The 16297-nt window shown below is 72.5% G+C and carries 9 protein-coding genes; 8 read left to right on the top strand and 1 reads right to left on the bottom strand.

Annotated features, from left to right (window positions below):
- Nucleotides 1-117: 117 nt before the first annotated feature.
- The 7 genes from AB0M11_RS25055 to AB0M11_RS25085 all read left to right on the top strand — a co-directional run bounded on the left by AB0M11_RS25055 (nt 118) and on the right by AB0M11_RS25085 (nt 12379).
- Nucleotides 118-2028, top strand: coding sequence for an ABC transporter ATP-binding protein (locus AB0M11_RS25055; protein WP_365709101.1), 1911 nt, complete (start codon nt 118-120; stop codon nt 2026-2028).
- Nucleotides 2025-3890, top strand: a complete 1866-nt coding sequence (locus tag AB0M11_RS25060; protein WP_365709103.1) for an ABC transporter ATP-binding protein — start codon at nt 2025-2027, stop codon at nt 3888-3890. Before AB0M11_RS25055 ends, AB0M11_RS25060 begins: the two co-directional genes overlap by 4 nt.
- 23 nt (nt 3891-3913) lie before the next feature.
- Entirely contained in the window at nt 3914-5719 is a 1806-nt protein-coding gene (locus tag AB0M11_RS25065) for an ABC transporter ATP-binding protein (RefSeq protein WP_365709106.1), read from the top strand.
- Nucleotides 5716-7503, top strand: coding sequence for an ABC transporter ATP-binding protein (locus tag AB0M11_RS25070; protein WP_365709108.1), 1788 nt, complete (start codon nt 5716-5718; stop codon nt 7501-7503). The genes AB0M11_RS25065 and AB0M11_RS25070 overlap by 4 nt, the downstream gene beginning before the upstream one ends.
- Before the next feature lie 329 nt (nt 7504-7832).
- Entirely contained in the window at nt 7833-9893 is a 2061-nt protein-coding gene (locus tag AB0M11_RS25075) for a M4 family metallopeptidase (RefSeq protein ID WP_365709110.1), read from the top strand.
- A gap of 250 nt (nt 9894-10143) precedes the next feature.
- Complete coding sequence (locus AB0M11_RS25080; RefSeq protein ID WP_365709112.1) at nt 10144-11790, top strand: M4 family metallopeptidase; 1647 nt, start codon at nt 10144-10146, stop codon at nt 11788-11790.
- A 73-nt stretch (nt 11791-11863) separates the two neighbouring features.
- Nucleotides 11864-12379 (top strand): DUF1990 domain-containing protein, encoded by a 516-nt coding sequence (locus AB0M11_RS25085; protein ID WP_365709114.1) that lies wholly within the window; start codon nt 11864-11866, stop codon nt 12377-12379.
- A 91-nt stretch (nt 12380-12470) separates the two neighbouring features.
- On the opposite strand, the gene AB0M11_RS25090 is transcribed toward AB0M11_RS25085, so the two are convergent.
- Nucleotides 12471-15095 carry a glycosyltransferase family 1 protein gene (locus AB0M11_RS25090; protein ID WP_365709116.1) on the bottom strand — a complete coding sequence of 875 codons (2625 nt, stop codon included), beginning with the start codon at nt 15093-15095 and terminating at the stop codon, nt 12471-12473.
- Nucleotides 15096-15619: 524 nt separating this feature from the next.
- On the opposite strand from AB0M11_RS25090, the gene AB0M11_RS25095 reads away from it, so the two are divergent.
- Nucleotides 15620-16297, top strand: a 678-nt coding sequence (locus tag AB0M11_RS25095; protein WP_365709118.1) for a maltotransferase domain-containing protein, incomplete at its 3' end; no start/stop codon positions are given.

The raw sequence follows: 16297 nt of genomic DNA on the forward strand, positions 1-16297 counted from the left end.
TGTCCCGCATCCACCTGTACGATGCCTCGAACGCGCAGGTCGTAGGACCAGCGACGGATTCCGGTCCGGCCAAAACTCGGTGGGCGTTGTCAGTGGCGATCCGTAGGCTCGCCCCTGATGCCTCCGACACGTGCAACCACCAAGGACCGTTCCGCCGTCCGCACCCTGCTGCGCCTGTGGCCGTACGTACGGCCGGTGCGGGTGCGGCTGTCCGTCGCCGCGTTCGTGGCGATCGTCGCCTCCTGCACAGGGCTCGTCATCCCCCTCGTCCTCAAGTGGATGGTGGACGGCCCGGTGGCGGACCGCGACCCGGCCGGGGTGTGGCTGGGCGCGCTGTACCTGCTGCTGCTCGGCATCGCGGAGGCGCTCCTCTTCGGCCTGCGCCGCTGGCTGGTCGCCCGGCCGCTGTCCCGTGTCGAGGCGGGCATGCGGGCGGACCTGTACGGCCACCTCCAGCGCCTGCCGGTCGCCTTCCACGACCGCTGGGCCTCCGGCCAGTTGCTCTCCCGGGCCACCACCGACCTGATGCTGTTGCGCATGTTCCTCGCCTTCCCGCTGACCTTCCTCCTGGTCAACGGGGTGACGATCCTCGTCGGCGTGCTGATCATGCTGGCCCAGGACTGGACGCTGGGCCTGGTCATCCTCGGGCCCACGATCCCGGTGATCTGGACCTGCGTGATCTTCGAGAAGCGGTACGCGGACGTCGCCCGGCTCGCCCAGGACCAGGTCGGCGACCTGACGACGGTGGTCGAGGAGAGCGTGCTCGGCATCCGCATCATCAAGGGCTTCGGCCGCCACCGCAGCCAGGCGCACGCGTTCCGCGAACTGGTACGGACCCTGCGGGGCACGGAGCTGCGCAAGGCGCGGATGCTGGCGATGATCTGGGGCGTCATCGTCACCCTGCCGGAGGTGGCGATCGGGGCGGCGCTGCTGTGGGGTTCGATCCAGGTCGCGGAGCACGAGCTGAGCGCGGGGACGCTGGTGGCGTTCCTGTCGACGGCACTGGCGCTGAGATGGCCGGTGGAGTCGATCGGGTTCCTGCTGGCGATGAGTCAGGAGGCCGCCACGGCCACCGAGCGGTACTTCGAGGTGCGGGACGCGGTGGAGGAGGACGCGGTGGAGGAGGACGCCGGTTCGTTGTCGGGTGCGGGTGCGCGGGGGCTGAGCGCGCAGTTCCCCGCGCCCCTGCGGGGCGCTCCTCGACCGGCCCCTGGCGTAAGGGGCGCGGGGAACGGCGCGACCAGCCACCACGGCGCCGCACCCGACAACGGACCGGCCCCCGAACCCGACGGCATCCGCTTCCACTCCGTCTCCTTCCGCTACCCCGACGCCGCCCCCGATTCCGCCCCGACCCTCGAACGCGTCGACCTGCACATCCGCCCCGGCGAGTCCATGGCCCTGGTCGGCGCCACCGGCAGCGGCAAGACCACGCTCACGGCGCTCATCCCCCGCCTGCACGAGGTCACCTCCGGGCGGATCACGCTCGACGGCGTGGACATCACCGCCATGCCCCGCGAGGTACTCCGCTCCCTGGTGGCCGTGGCGTTCGAGGAGCCCACCCTGTTCTCCGCCTCCGTCGGCGAGAACGTGCTCATGGGAGCCGCGGACGGCGCCGGAGAACCCGAGCTGGCCCGCGCCCTCGCCGTCGCGCAGGCCGACTTCGCGCACGCCCTCCCCCAGGGCACCGGCACCCAGGTCGGCGAGCAGGGCCTGAGCCTCTCCGGCGGCCAGCGCCAGCGCCTCGCGCTCGCGCGGGCGGTCGTCGGCCGCCCCCGCTTCCTCGTGCTGGACGACCCGCTCTCCGCCCTGGACGTGCACACGGAGGCCGCCGTGGAGGCGGCGCTGCGCGACGTGCTCGCCGACACCACCGCGCTGATCGTCGCCCACCGCCCCTCCACCGTCCTGCTCGCCGACCGCGTCGCCCTGCTCTCCGGCGGCCGGGTCACCGCCGTCGGCACCCATCACGAACTGCTGCGCAGCAACGCCGAGTACGCCCACCTGATGTCCGGGGAGGATCACCGCCGATGACCGCAGCCACCTCCCTCCCCGCGCCCGACGAGGACGACGAACTCACCGGTCCGAAGCCCACCGCCGGACCGGGCGACCCCTTCGACCGGGACGTCCTGCCCACCCCGCCGGGCGCCACGGCCACGCTGCTGCGCTCGCTCCTCGCCCCCATGAGGGCGCGGGTCGCCGTGACCACGCTCCTGCTGCTGCTCCAGCAGGCGGCGGTCCAGGCGGGCCCGCTGCTGGTGGCGTACGCCATCGACACGGCCGTACCGGCGTTCCGCCGCCACGACCACGGTCCCCTGTTCGCGGTGGCGGCCGGTTACGGCCTGAGCGCGGTGCTCTCCGGCGGCCTCCAGTACGCGTTCGTCAGGGCCTCCGCCCGCGTCAACCAGGACGTCCTGCTCGATCTGCGCGGCCGCATCTTCCGGCACGCGCAGGCGCTGAGCATCGACTTCCACGAGCGCTACACGTCCGGCCGGCTCATCTCCCGCTCCACCACGGACGTCGAGTCGCTGCGCGAACTGCTGACCGAGGGTCTGCAGGAACTGGTCACGGTCATCCTCTCCTTCCTCTACATCTCGGCCATGCTGCTCTGGCTGGACCTGGGGCTCGGCGCGGTCGCGGTGGCCAGCTTCGTCCCGCTGTACCTGCTGGTCCGGCTGTACCAGCGGCGCGCGGTGCGGGTGTACAAGGCGCGGTCCACGGCGATCGCGGCGGTGATCGTGAAGTTCGTGGAGACGATGAACGGCATCCGCCCGGTGCGCGCGTTCCGCCGGGAGGCCGCCAACGACGCCGAGTTCGCCGTCCTGAACCGCCGCCACGAGCGCACGAACGGCGACGCGCTCCTCGAAATGGCGCGGTACGTGGTCGGCTCCCGGCTGGTCGCCAACACCTCGGTCGCGGTGATCGTGCTGTGGGGGGCCTACCGGGTGGCGTCCGGCTCGCTGGAACTGGGTGTCCTGGCCGCCGCCGTCCTCTACCTGCGGCGGCTGTACGACCCGATCGACCGCCTGGGCATGTTCCTCAACTCCTACCAGTCGGCCGCGGCCTCCCTGGAGAAGATCGCGGGCCTGCTCGCCCAGACGCCGTCCGTCCCGGAGCCCTCGGTCCCGCGGGAACTGCCCCCGCCGGTGACCGAACTCCCCGGCCGCGAGGTCGTCTTCGACGGCGTCCGGTTCGCCTACCGCACCGGCGGCGAGGTGCTGCCCACCTTCGACCTCACCCTCCCGGCGGGGCAGACGGTCGCGGTCGTCGGCTCCACCGGCGCCGGCAAGTCCACGCTCGCCAAACTGCTCGCCCGCTTCTACGACCCCTCCGACGGCCGGGTCCTCCTGGACGGCGTCGACCTGCGCGAGCTGACCGTGCCCGAACTGCGGCGCGGGGTCGTGATGGTCACCCAGGAGGCGTTCCTGTTCTCCGGCACGGTCGCCGAGAACATCGCCATCGGCCGCCCGGACGCCACCCGCGAGGAGATCGAGCAGGCGGCCAAGGCCATCGGCGCCCACGAGTTCATCGCGGCGCTGCCCGACGGCTACGACACGGACGTCCGCAAGCGCGGCGGGCGCATCTCGGCCGGACAGCGCCAACTGGTCGCGTTCGCACGCGCCTTGCTGGCCGACCCGGCGGTGCTGATCCTCGACGAGGCGACCAGTTCCCTGGACATCCCCGGCGAACGGGCCGTGCAGCGCGCGATGGCGACCGTCCTCAAGGGCCGTACGGCGGTGGTGATCGCGCACCGGCTGTCCACCGTGGAGATCGCCGACCGGGTACTGGTCATGGAGCACGGCCGCATCGTCGAGGACGGCCCCCCGTCCGCCCTCATCGCAGGCACCGGCCGCTTCGCGGATCTGCACCGCGCGTGGCGGGACAGTCTGGCGTAGCCGACAGAACAGGGGTGCGCAGGGTGATCGACGCGTACGAGGAGCCGGGTACGCCCGACGCGCGCGGTGGGTGGTCGTATCTGTGGTGGCTGGTGGCCTGTCAGCCGGGGCGCTCGCTCGCCGGGGCGCTGCTGGGCAGCGTCTGGCTGACGCTGATGGCCGGGACGCCGTACCTGATGGCGCGGGCCGTGGACGACGGCCTGGTGCCGGGCCGCATGGCGGTGCTGGCCGGCTGGACGGCGGCGATCTTCCTCCTCGGCGCGGTCAACGCCTGGCTCAGCATCATGCGCCACCGCACCATGACCCGGGTGCGGATGGACGCCTACTTCCGCACCGTCAAGGTGGTCGTCGGGCAGGCGGTACGGCTCGGCGCCGAACTGCCGCGCCGGGCCGACGCCGGGGAGATCGTCACCATCGGCGTCTCCGACGTGCACACCATCGCCCAGGCGCTGACCGTGGTCGGCCCGGGGGTGGGCGCGGTCGTGGTGTACGCGGTGGTGGCAGGACTGCTGCTGACGGTCTCGCCGCTGCTGACCGGTGTGGTGCTGCTCGGGGTGCCGGTGGTGGCCCTGATCGCGGGCCCGCTGGCCAGGCGGCTGCAGGGCAGGGAGACCGAGTACCGGGAACGCCAGAGCGTGCTGACCGCCCGCATCGGCGACCTCGCGGGCGGCCTGCGCGTCCTCAACGGCCTCGGGGGGAAGGGGCTGTTCGCGGACGCCTTCCGCCGCGACTCCCAGCACCTGCGGGCCCAGGGGTACCGGGTGGGCGCGGTCGCCAGCTGGGTCCAGGCCCTGGGCATGGGGCTGCCGACGGTCTTCCTCGCCGTGGTCACCTGGCTCGCGGCCCGCATGGCGGCCCGCGGCGAGATCACGGTGGGCCAGCTGGTCTCGGTCTACGGCTATGTCGCGGTCCTGGTGGGCCCGGTCGCCTTCTTCCTCGACATGGGCTACCAGCTCAGCCGGGGCGTGGTGGCCGCCCGCCGGGTCGTCCGCCTGCTGCGCCACGAGCCGCAACCGGACGAGGGCACCCAGCGGCCCCCGGCCGACCCGGCCGTGCTCCACGACCCGGAGTCGGGCGTACGGGTCCGCCCCGGCCGCCTGACAGCTTTGGTGAGCGCCGACCCGGCAGAGGCAGGAGCGGTGGTGGACCGCCTGGGCCGCTACACCCCCTCGGACGTGACCTGGGGAGGGGTACGTCTGGACGCCGTACCGCTCCGGGAGGTGCGCGCCCGCATCCTGGTGGCCGACAACGATGCCGACCTGTTCGCCGGCGCCCTGCGCGATGCGATCGGTGCGGGACCGCATGAAAGGGGCGCCCACGACGCGCCCCACAGGGGCGCGGGGCACTGCGCGATCAGCCACAGCGGCGCCGCACCCGCCGACGCACCCCGAGCCGCACCTGCTGACGCGCACCTCACCCAAGCCCTCCACACGGCCGCGGCCGACGACATCGTCCAGGCCCTCCCCCTCGGCCTCGACTCCGAACTCTCCGCCCAGGCCCGCAACCTCTCGGGCGGGCAACGTCAACGCATCCGCCTCGTGAGGGCGTTGCTCACCGATCCCGAGGTCCTGCTCGCCGTGGAACCCACCTCCGCCCTCGACGCCCTCACCGAGGCCCTCGTCGCGGAGCGCCTCCGCACCGCCCGCGACGGCCGCACCACCCTCCTCACCACCACCTCCCCCCTGGTGCTGGCCCACGCCGACGACGTGCTCTTCCTGGTCGACGGCAAGGTCGCCGCGACCGGCACCCACGAGGGGCTGCTCGACCACGCACCCGGATACCGGGCCCTCGTGGCCCGGGACACGGAGGACGAGGAGGTCGTACGGTGACCACGGGCCAGCTGCCGGTCGCCGGCCGCGCCGACGTACGCCGGGCCACCCTCCGCCTGGTGAAGGCGGACCGCGGCCCGTTCGCCGCCGCCCTGCTGCTGAACGCCGCGGCCGCCGGCGCCGGTCTCGCCGGCCCGTGGCTGGTCGGCCGGATCGTGGACGAGGTACGGGCCGGCCACGGAGTCGGCGCCGTGGACCACCTCGCCCGGTGGATCCTGCTCTGCTCCCTCGCCCAGCTGCTGCTCGCCCGCACCGCCCGCTACCTCGGCCACCGTTTCGGCGAACGCACCCTGGCCCGCGTCCGCGAGGAGTTCGTGGACCGCGCCCTCGCCCTGCCCGCGTCGGTCGTGGAGCGGGCCGGTACCGGCGACCTGACCGCGCGCGGCACGGGCGACGTGGGCACCGTCGGCACCACCCTGCGGGACGCAGGCCCCGAGCTGCTGGTCAACACCGTGCAGGCGCTGTTCGTGATGGGCGCGGTGTTCGTCCTGGACCCGGTGCTCGCCGGGTTCGGGGTGCTCGGGCTGGCCCCGGTCTGGTTCGCGCTGCGCTGGTACCTGCGCCGGGCCCGGGACGGCTATCTCGCCGAGGGCGCGACGACCTCCGGGGTCGCGGAGGTCGTCACGGCCACGGTGGCGGGCGCCCGCACGGTGGAGGCGTTCCGGCTCCAGGAGCAGCGGATCACGGCGAGCCGCAACGCGCTGGAGACCAACCGGAAGGCCCGGTTCTACACCCTGTGGCTGCGGACCGTGTTCTTCCCGGCCGTCGAGGTGTCGTACACGGTGCCGGTGGCCGGGGTGCTGCTGATCGGCGGACTGCTGCACGCCGGCGTCGGCGTGACGGTGTCGGCGGCGCTGTATCTGCGGCAGTTCACGGAACCGCTGGACCAGATCCTGATGCGGGTGGAGCAACTCCAGTCGAGCAGCGCCTCGTTCGCGCGCGTGGAGGGGCTGGCGCAGGCCCCGCGGGCGACGCTGGACGGCGCGGCGCCCGCACCGGCGGACGACCGGATCGACGTGCGCGGGGTGCGGTACGCCTACGAGCGCGGCGGCGAGGTGCTGCGCGGGGTGGACCTCACGGTGCGGCCCGGGGAACGGCTGGCGGTGGTGGGCCCGTCCGGCGCCGGGAAGACGACACTGAGCCGGCTGCTGGCGGGCGTCGACGCGCCGGGCTCGGGCACGGTGACCGTGGGCGGGGTGCCGGTCGCGGAACTGGAACCGGAGCGGCTGCGCCGCCAGATCGTGCTGGTCACCCAGGAGCATCACGTCTTCCTCGGCACGGTCCGGGACAACCTGCTGATCGCCGACCCGGCCGCGACCGACGCCGGCCTGTGGTCGGCGCTGGCCGCCGTCGGCGCCGACGACTGGGTGCGCGGCCTGCCCGCGGGCCTCGACACCCCGCTCGGCACGGGCGGCGGCACGGGCGGTGCGGGCGGAGGCACGAGCGGCGGCACGGGCGGTGCGGCCGTCGACGGCTCACGCGCCCAGCAACTGGCGCTGGCCCGCGTGGTGCTGGCCGACCCGCACACGCTGATCCTGGACGAGGCGACCGCGCTGCTGGACCCGGCGACCGCCCGGCACACCGAGCGGGCCCTGGCCGCCGTGCTCGAAGGCCGTACGGTCATCGCCATCGCGCACCGGCTGCACACGGCCCACGACGCCGACCGGGTGGCCGTGATGGAGGACGGCCTGCTCACCGAACTCGGCACGCACGAGGAGCTGGTGGCGGCGGGCGGGGCGTACGCGGCGCTGTGGGCGACCTGGCACGGCGAGAAGGCGCCCTGAGCCGCCGCCCCGCGGCCGAGCACCCCACCCCCCTGGACACCCCCTCAACATTCCGCATACCGAACATGAACATCCGGTCAACGGACGATTTCCGGCCAAGTTCCTGACGCGGTCCTGACAGGTGGCGTTTTCTGCTGCCACTCTTCCCACGGCCGACTCACAGCAACCCCACAGAGTCACCCCACCGCTGCTGTCGAGCCCGGCACTGCACTGCACTGCACTGCACCCGCACATGGTTCCGCGTTCCGCCGAGTTCTGCCCGGCCGGCCCACCCGCCGTCCGGATCTCCCCTGGCCGTGCGACCCGCGGCCACGCAGAAGGAGTCCGTGTTGAGAAGCAGTTCCTCTCGCAGACGCACCCCCCACAACACCCCCCACCGCGCGTACCGGCGCACCGCCGCCGTCGCCCTCGCGGGCGTCACCGCCCTGATCACGGCCGCCGTCCAGTCGGGCGCCGCCAGCGCCGCCCCGGCCGCCCCGCAGACCGGCCGGGCCAACCCGGCCCACGCGGCCGTCCGGCTCTCCCCCTCGCAGCGCGCCGAACTGCTGCGCGACGCGAGCGCCGCACGGGCCGCCACCGCCAAGGCGATAGGCCTCGGCGCCCAGGAGAAGCTGGTCGTCAAGGACGTCGTCAAGGACGCCGACGGCACCCTGCACACCCGCTACGAGCGCACCTACGCCGGCCTCCCGGTGCTCGGCGGCGACCTGATCGTCGACACCGCGAAGTCGGGCGCCACCGAGCGGGTCATCAAGGCGAACGGCCACACCCTCAAGGTCGCCGGCCTCACCCCGGCCAGGAGCGCGGCGAGCGCCGAGAAGACCGCCCTCGCCACCGCGAAGACGCTGGGCTCCACCAAGTCGGCCGCCGACGGCACCCGCAAGGTGATCTGGGCCGGCTCCGGCACCCCCGTCCTCGCCTACGAGACGGTCGTCGGCGGCTTCCAGGACGACGGCACCCCCAACCAGCTGCACGTCATCACCGACGCCACGACCGGCAAGAAGCTCTTCCAGTACCAGGGCGTCGAGAACGTCACCGGCACCGGCAACACCCAGTACAGCGGGACGGTGTCGCTGTCGACGACCCAGTCGGGCTCGACGTACAACCTGACCGACGGCGACCGCGGCGGCCACAAGACGTACAACCTGAACCACGGGACGTCCGGCACCGGCACGCTGTTCTCCCAGTCGAGCAACACCTGGGGCAACGGCACCACCTCGAACGCCGCCACCGCGGGCGCCGACGCGCACTACGGGGCCGCCGTGACCTGGGACTTCTACAAGAACACCTTCGGCCGCAGCGGCATCAAGAACAACGGCGTCGGCGCCTACTCCCGCGTCCACTACGGCAACTCGTACGTGAACGCGTTCTGGGACGACAGCTGCTTCTGCATGACGTACGGCGACGGCTCCGGCAACGCGGACCCGCTGACCGCCCTCGACGTGGCCGGTCACGAGATGAGCCACGGTGTCACCTCCAACACCGCCGGCCTCAACTACAGCGGCGAGTCCGGCGGCCTGAACGAGGCCACCTCGGACATCATGGGAACCGGCGTGGAGTTCTACGCCAACAACTCCTCCGACCCCGGCGACTACCTCATCGGCGAGAAGATCAACATCAACGGCGACGGCACCCCGCTGCGCTACATGGACAAGCCCAGCAAGGACGGCGGCAGCGCCGACTACTGGTCCTCCTCGGTCGGCGGCCTCGACGTGCACTACTCGTCCGGTGTGGCGAACCACTTCTTCTACCTGCTGAGCGAGGGCAGCGGCGCCAAGGTCATCAACGGCGTCAGCTACAACTCGCCCACGAAGGACGGGCTTCCGGTCACCGGCATCGGCCGGGACAAGGCGCTGCAGATCTGGTACCGGGCGCTCACCACCAAGTTCACCTCGACCACCAACTACGCGGGCGCCCGCACCGGCACCCTCGCCGCGGCGGGCGAGCTGTATGGCACCACCAGCACCGAGTACAAGGCGGTGCAGGACGCCTGGGCGGCCGTCGCGGTCGGCTCGCGCTCCGGCGGCGGTGGCGGCGGTACGGGCACCTCGTACGAGAGCAACACGCCGGTGTCGATCCCGGACAACGGGCCCGCGGTCACCTCGTCGATCACGGTCTCCGGCCGCACCGGGAACGCGCCGAACAACCTCCAGGTAACGCCGAATATCAGCCACACGTGGCGCGGCGACCTGGTGATCGACCTCGTCGGTCCGTCCGGGACGTCGTACCGCCTGAAGAACTTCAGCTCGTCCGACTCCGCGGACGACGTGACGGACACCTACACGGTGAACGCCTCATCGGAATCGGCCAATGGCACCTGGAAACTGAAGGTCCAGGACCAGGCCGCGCAGGACGTCGGCACGATCAACGGGTGGAAGCTGACCTTCCCGTAAGCACAGGTGACACAGGTGCGCACCGGGCGCCGTCCAGGGGGACATCCCCTCGGGCGGCGCCCGTTTTACACGGCCGCAATGTTCACCCAACACCTGCTTTTCGGCCAACATCACTTCAGGGTCCTGACATGTACGCGACCTTGATGTCACTCTTCCTTCACCCGTCGCACAGCACAGCAACTTCACCACCCCACAGTCGGGCCGGTAACCCCACACCGCCCCGCACTCCCCACATCCTGAAGGAGCTTGAGTGAGCCCCCTCTACGCGCGTCACAAGCGCACCACGCTCGCCATCGCCACCGCTGTCGCCGCCGGCGCCCTCCTCACCACGGGCTTGACCACCAACGCCACCGCCGCCGCGAAGCAGCCGCTGGCCGCCGCACCCACTCTGCTCTCCAACTCCGCCCGCACCGCCCTGATCCAGAAGGCGCAGGCGAACGTCGCCGAGACCGCTCAGGAGATAGGCCTCGGCGCCAAGGAGAAGCTGGTCGTCAAGGACGTCGTGAAGGACGTCGACGGCACGGTGCACACGCGCTACGAGCGCACCTACGCGGGCCTGCCCGTCCTCGGCGGCGACCTCGTCGTGCACACCTCGAAGGCCGGCAAGACCGAGGGCGTCACCAGGGCGACGAAGGCCGCCATCAAGGTGGCCTCCCTCAAGCCGCAGATCAGCACCGTCAAGGCGGAGAAGGCGGCGCTGAGCGTCGCCAGGACCCTCGGCTCCACCAAGTCGGCCGCCGACGGCGCCCGCAAGGTGATCTGGGCCGGTTCCGGCACCCCCGTCCTCGCCTACGAGACGGTCGTCGGCGGCTTCCAGGACGACGGCACCCCGAACCAGCTGCACGTCATCACCGACGCCGCCACCGGCAAGAAGCTCTTCGAGTACCAGGGCATCGAGAACGCCACCGGCACCGGCAAGACCCTGTACTCGGGCACGGTCAGCCTCACCACCACGCTGTCCGGCTCGACGTACTCGCTGACCGACGCCTCCCGCGGCGGCCACAAGACGTACAACCTGAAGCACACGTCCAGCTCCGGCACCGGCACCCTGTTCACCAACACCACCAACACGTGGGGCACCGGCACCGCCTCCAGCTCCAGCACCGACGTGACCGCGGCCGCCGACGCCGCCTACGGCGCGCAGGAGACCTGGGACTTCTACAAGGACACCTTCGGCCGCAGCGGCATCAAGAACAACGGCGTCGGCGCCTACTCCCGCGTCCACTACGGCAGCTCGTACGTCAACGCCTTCTGGGACGACAGCTGCTTCTGCATGACCTACGGCGACGGCGACAGCAACACGCACCCGCTCACCTCGCTGGACGTGGCCGGCCACGAGATGAGCCACGGTGTCACCGCCAACACCGCCGGCCTCAACTACAGCGGCGAGTCCGGCGGCCTGAACGAGGCCACCTCGGACATCTTCGGCACCGGCGTGGAGTTCTACGCCAACAACGCCTCGGACCCCGGTGACTACCTCATCGGCGAGAAGATCGACATCAACGGCGACGGCACCCCGCTGCGCTACATGGACAAGCCCAGCAAGGACGGCGGCAGCGCCGACTACTGGTCCTCCTCGGTCGGCAACCTCGACGTGCACTACTCGTCGGGCGTCGCGAACCACTTCTTCTACCTCCTCTCGGAGGGCAGCGGTTCCAAGACGATCAACGGTGTCAGCTACAACTCGCCGACGTACAACGGCTCCACCGTCACCGGCATCGGCCGCGCCAAGGCGCTGCAGATCTGGTACAAGGCGCTGACCACGTACTTCACGTCGACCACGAACTACAAGTCGGCCCGCACCGGCACGCTGTCCGCGGCGGCCGCGCTGTACGGCTCCGGCTCCACCGAGTACAACGCGGTGGCGGCGGCCTGGACGGCGGTCAACGTCAGCTGACCCCGCGCGCCGAGCGCTACGGGCGGGCCCCCGGGGAGCAGCTGCCCCGGGGGCCCGCCCTACGCTCTCTCCCATGTCCTTCACCTACGAGCCGGTCGGCGCCACCCGCGAGAACCTCGCCGCCTGCCCGCCGGGCTTCCACCCGCTGCACGTGCGCACGCGCATAGGCGAGGGCCAGGAAGTCTTCCACCGGGCCGCCGAGGCGGTCCTCACCTGGGAACTCCACCGCGCCCTGGGCGTGGGCATCGAGGCCGCCGCCGAGCGGGCGGCCCCCGGCGTCGACGTCACCGTCACCCTGGCCGGGCTCATCAAGGCTCCCTGCCGGGTCGTCTGGACGGCCGAGGAGTCCCGGCGCGCGGGCTGGGCCTACGGCACCCTCGCCGGCCACCCCGAGAGCGGCGAGGAGGCCTTCGTGGTCGACCGCACGGGCGACGGCACGGTCTGGCTCACGGTCGCGGCGTTCAGCAGGCCCGCCCGGTGGTACGCGCGCGCGGGCGGCCCGGCGACCCGGGGGCTGCAGCAGGCGTACGCGCGCAGGTGCGGCAAGGTGCTGCGCCGCCTCTGCGCGGACCCGGCGCCGGAATTCTGACGACGGGACGGACGGCCCCACGGGCGTGCGGGCGCCGCACGAACGGCGGACGGAGACGGGGACGGACGGAGACCGCCCGCCCCCGGGGACCTCACCGCAGCAGCACCCCCGCCCCCTCCACCGCGCCCTCGGCCGGAGCCGTCACCAGCCCCAGCTCGGCGCCGGACGCCAGCAGGCGGTGGGAGGGGAGGATGCGGACCGTGTAGCCGTAGGGACCGGTGCGGTCCAGGGACAGCGGGCCCTCGTAGGTCCAGTGGCCCTCCAGGTCCGGGCCGGCGGCCGGCTTCAGCGGGACGGTCGTCGCGTCCGTGATGCGGTCCTCCGGGTCGACCCGGCCGGAGACCGCCTGGACCTCCACGTCGTCGGGACCGAGGTCGCCGAGGCGGACGCGGACCCGCAGCACGAGGGTGGTGCCCAGTTCGGCGGTGGCCGTGGGCGTGGCCGTCTCCACGTGGTCGACCGAGACGCCGTGCCAGGCCGCCCGCACCCTGCCCTTCCAGGCGGACAGTTCCCGGGCCGTGTCCGCGGTCATCGACCGGTGGGCGTGGGCCGCCGGGGTGTAGAGGCGCTCCACGTACTCCCGGACCATGCGGCCCGCCAGCACCTTGGGCCCCAGCAGGGTCAGGGTCTGCCGGACCATCTCGATCCACCGGTCCGGCAGACCGCTGCGGCCGCGCTCGTAGAAGCGCGGGGTCACCCGCTGCTCCAGCAGGTCGTACAGCGCGGCCGCCTCGATGTCGTCCCGGCGGTCGGGATCGGTGCCGGCGCCGTCCGCCGTCGGGATCGCCCAGCCGAAGTCCGGCTGGAACCATTCGTCCCACCAGCCGTCCAGCACCGAGAGGTTGAGGCCGCCGTTGAGCGCCGCCTTCATTCCGCTCGTGCCGCACGCCTCCAGCGGGCGCAGCGGGTTGTTCAGCCAGATGTCACAGCCGGGCAGCAGCTTCTGCGCCATCGCCATGCCGTAGTCGGGCAGGAAGACGATCCGGTGGCGCACCCGCGGATCGTCGGCGAACCGGACCAGTTCCTGCACCAGCCGCTTGCCGCCGTCGTCGGCCGGGTGCGCCTTTCCGGCCACCACGACCTGGATCGGGTGGTCCGGGTGGAGGAGCAGTTCCATCAGCCGGTCCCGGTCGCGCAGCATGAGCGTGAGGCGCTTGTAGGACGGGACACGGCGGGCGAACCCGATGGTGAGGACGTCCGGGTCCAGGGCGTTGTCGATCCAGCCCAGCTCCGCCGTGCCGGCGCCGCGCTGGCGCCAGGAGGCCCGCAGCCGGTCCCGTACCTCCAGCACCAGCTGCTCCCGCAGGCTGCGGCGCAGCTCCCAGATCTCCTGGTCGGCGACCTCGGCGACCGCGTCCCAGCGCTCGGGACCGCCGACGGTCAGCGCCTCCTCGGTCCGGCGGTCGCCGAGCTGCCGGGCGCCCAGCCGGACCACCTCCGGGGCCACCCAGGTCGGGGCGTGCACCCCGTTGGTCACCGAGGTGATCGGCACCTCGTCGGGGTCGAAGCCCGGCCAGAGCCCGGAGAACATCTCCCGGCTGACGTTGCCGTGCAGCAGCGAGACCCCGTTGGCGCGCTGGGCGAGCCGCAGCCCCATCACGGCCATGTTGAACAGGTTGGGCTCGCCGCCGGGGTAGGTCTCCATGCCGAGCCGGAGGATGTGGTCGACCTCGATCCCGGGAAGTTCGGCGTCGGCCCCGAAGTGGTGGGCGACCAGCTCGCGGTCGAAGCGGTCGATGCCGGCCGGGACGGGCGTGTGGGTGGTGAAGACCGTGCCGGCCCGGACCGCCTCCAGCGCGGAGTCGAAGTCCAGTCCGGTGGCGACCAGTTCGGCGATCCGCTCCAGTCCCAGGAAGCCGGCGTGGCCCTCGTTGGTGTGGAACACCTCCGGCTCGGGGTGGCCGGTGAGCCGGCAGTACGTCCGTACGGCCCGCACGCCCCCTATGCCGAGCAGCATCTCCTGGAGGAGCCGGTGCTCGCTGCCGCCGCCGTAGAGCCGGTCGGTGACCTGGCGCTCGCCGACGTCGTTCTCCTCCACGTCCGAGTCCAGCATCAGCAGCGGCACCCTGCCGACCTGGGCCAGCCAGATACGGGCGCGCAGCAGTCTGCCGCCGGGCAGCGCGAGGGAGACGTGCGCCGGGGTGCCGTCGGCCTCCTTCAGCAGGGCCACGGGGAGTTCGTTGGGGTCGAGGACGGGATAGTGCTCCTGCTGCCAGCCGTCCCGGGACAGGGTCTGCCGGAAGTAGCCGTGCCGGTAGAGCAGGCCGACGCCGATCAGCGGGACGCCCAGGTCGCTGGCGGACTTGAGGTGGTCGCCGGCGAGGATGCCGAGACCGCCGGAGTACTGGGGCAGGGCCGCCGTGATGCCGAACTCGGGGGAGAAGTAGGCGACGGCCGCCGGGAGTTCGGCGGCCCGCTCCCCGGTCTGGTACCAGCGGTCGCCGGTCAGGTAGTCGCCCAGGTCGTCGGCGGCCGCGGTCAGCCGGCGCAGGAAGCGGCGGTCACCGGCCAGCTCGGCGAGGCGGGCCGGCGGCACGCTGCCCAGCAGCCGCACCGGGTCGCCCTCCGAGGCGGCCCAGCGCTCGGGGTCGACGGCCTGGAAGAGGTCACGGGTCTCGGCGTGCCAGGACCAGCGCAGATTGCGGGCCAGGTCGCTGAGTGGACGGAGGGGGTCGGGGAGAACGGGACGGACGGTGAACCGACGGATCGCCTTCACATTCCACCTCGTGCAGTTCGCGTTCGCGGTGAGAGCCGTACGGCGGTGTGCGGCTCGGCGTCTGTCAGACAGTACCGGTGTCGGGGTACCGCTGGGGGGCTGCCGCCCCCAGACCCCCGCTTCGGCCTGAACGGCGCCCCGGTGCCTTCTCCTGGTCGCGATCAGGCCATGTTCGCGGCTGTGTCCCTCCGGCCCGTCGCCGGGTCCGGCCGGGCACCGTCGACGCGCCGGTCGCCAAGTCCCCTGATTGCGGGGGCCGGGAGCGGGAAGTCGTCCGGTGCGGGGCCGGATCGCCACCGGCTCCGTGCGTCGGGAAACGGGACCGGTCTTGTGCGTAGACATACGGCTGAGTAGTTAACAGAGTGCCGGATTGCCCACCCGAATAGGGTGGGAAGGCTCCTCCGGTACACCCCACGGACACAGGACTGACACCAGGCAGCGGTACAACTCCAGGTACACCCCGCAGGACCCACCTCCCCACCACCCATCCGCCCACACCCTCGTTGCCGCGGACAGGAGCGGTCATGCCCGCCACGCACCATTCCCCAGCACCTCCGACCCGGCGCACGTCACCCGGCGCGCCGCCCCCCGCGGACGAGGCCACCGCCGTCGGCCGCATACCCGTCCTCGACGTCCGCCCGCTGGTCCAGCAGGGGCGCCGGCCCGCCAAAGCGGTCACCGGGGAGTCGTTCGAGGTCACCGCCACCGTCTTCCGCGAGGGCCACGACGCCGTCGCCGCCAACGTGGTGCTGAAGGACCCGAAGGGCCGACCGGGCCCCTGGACCCCGATGCGGGAACTGGCCCCCGGCACCGACCGCTGGGGCGCCACCGTCACCGTCGACGGGAAACCCGGCCGCTGGACCTACCAGGTCGAGGCATGGGGAGATCCGGTCACCACCTGGCGCCACCACGCCCAGATCAAGATCCCGGCGGGCATCGACACGGAGCTGGTCCTGGAGGAGGGTGCCCGGCTCTACGAACGGGCCGCCGCCGGGGTCCCGAAGGCAAAGAAACGGGAAATCCTGCTGACCGCCGTCGCCGCCCTGCGCGACGAGGAACGGCCCGCCCCCTGGCGCCTGGCCGCCGCCCTCACGCCCGAGATCGAGAAGATCCTGGCCCGTCATCCGCTGCGGGAGCTGGTCACCGCATCCGAGCCGCTGCCGCTGCTCGTCGAGCGCGAACGGGCCCTGTACGGCTCCTGG

The organism is Streptomyces sp. NPDC051987 (assembly GCF_040680735.1).
Taxonomy (GTDB): Bacteria; Actinomycetota; Actinomycetes; order Streptomycetales; family Streptomycetaceae; genus Streptomyces.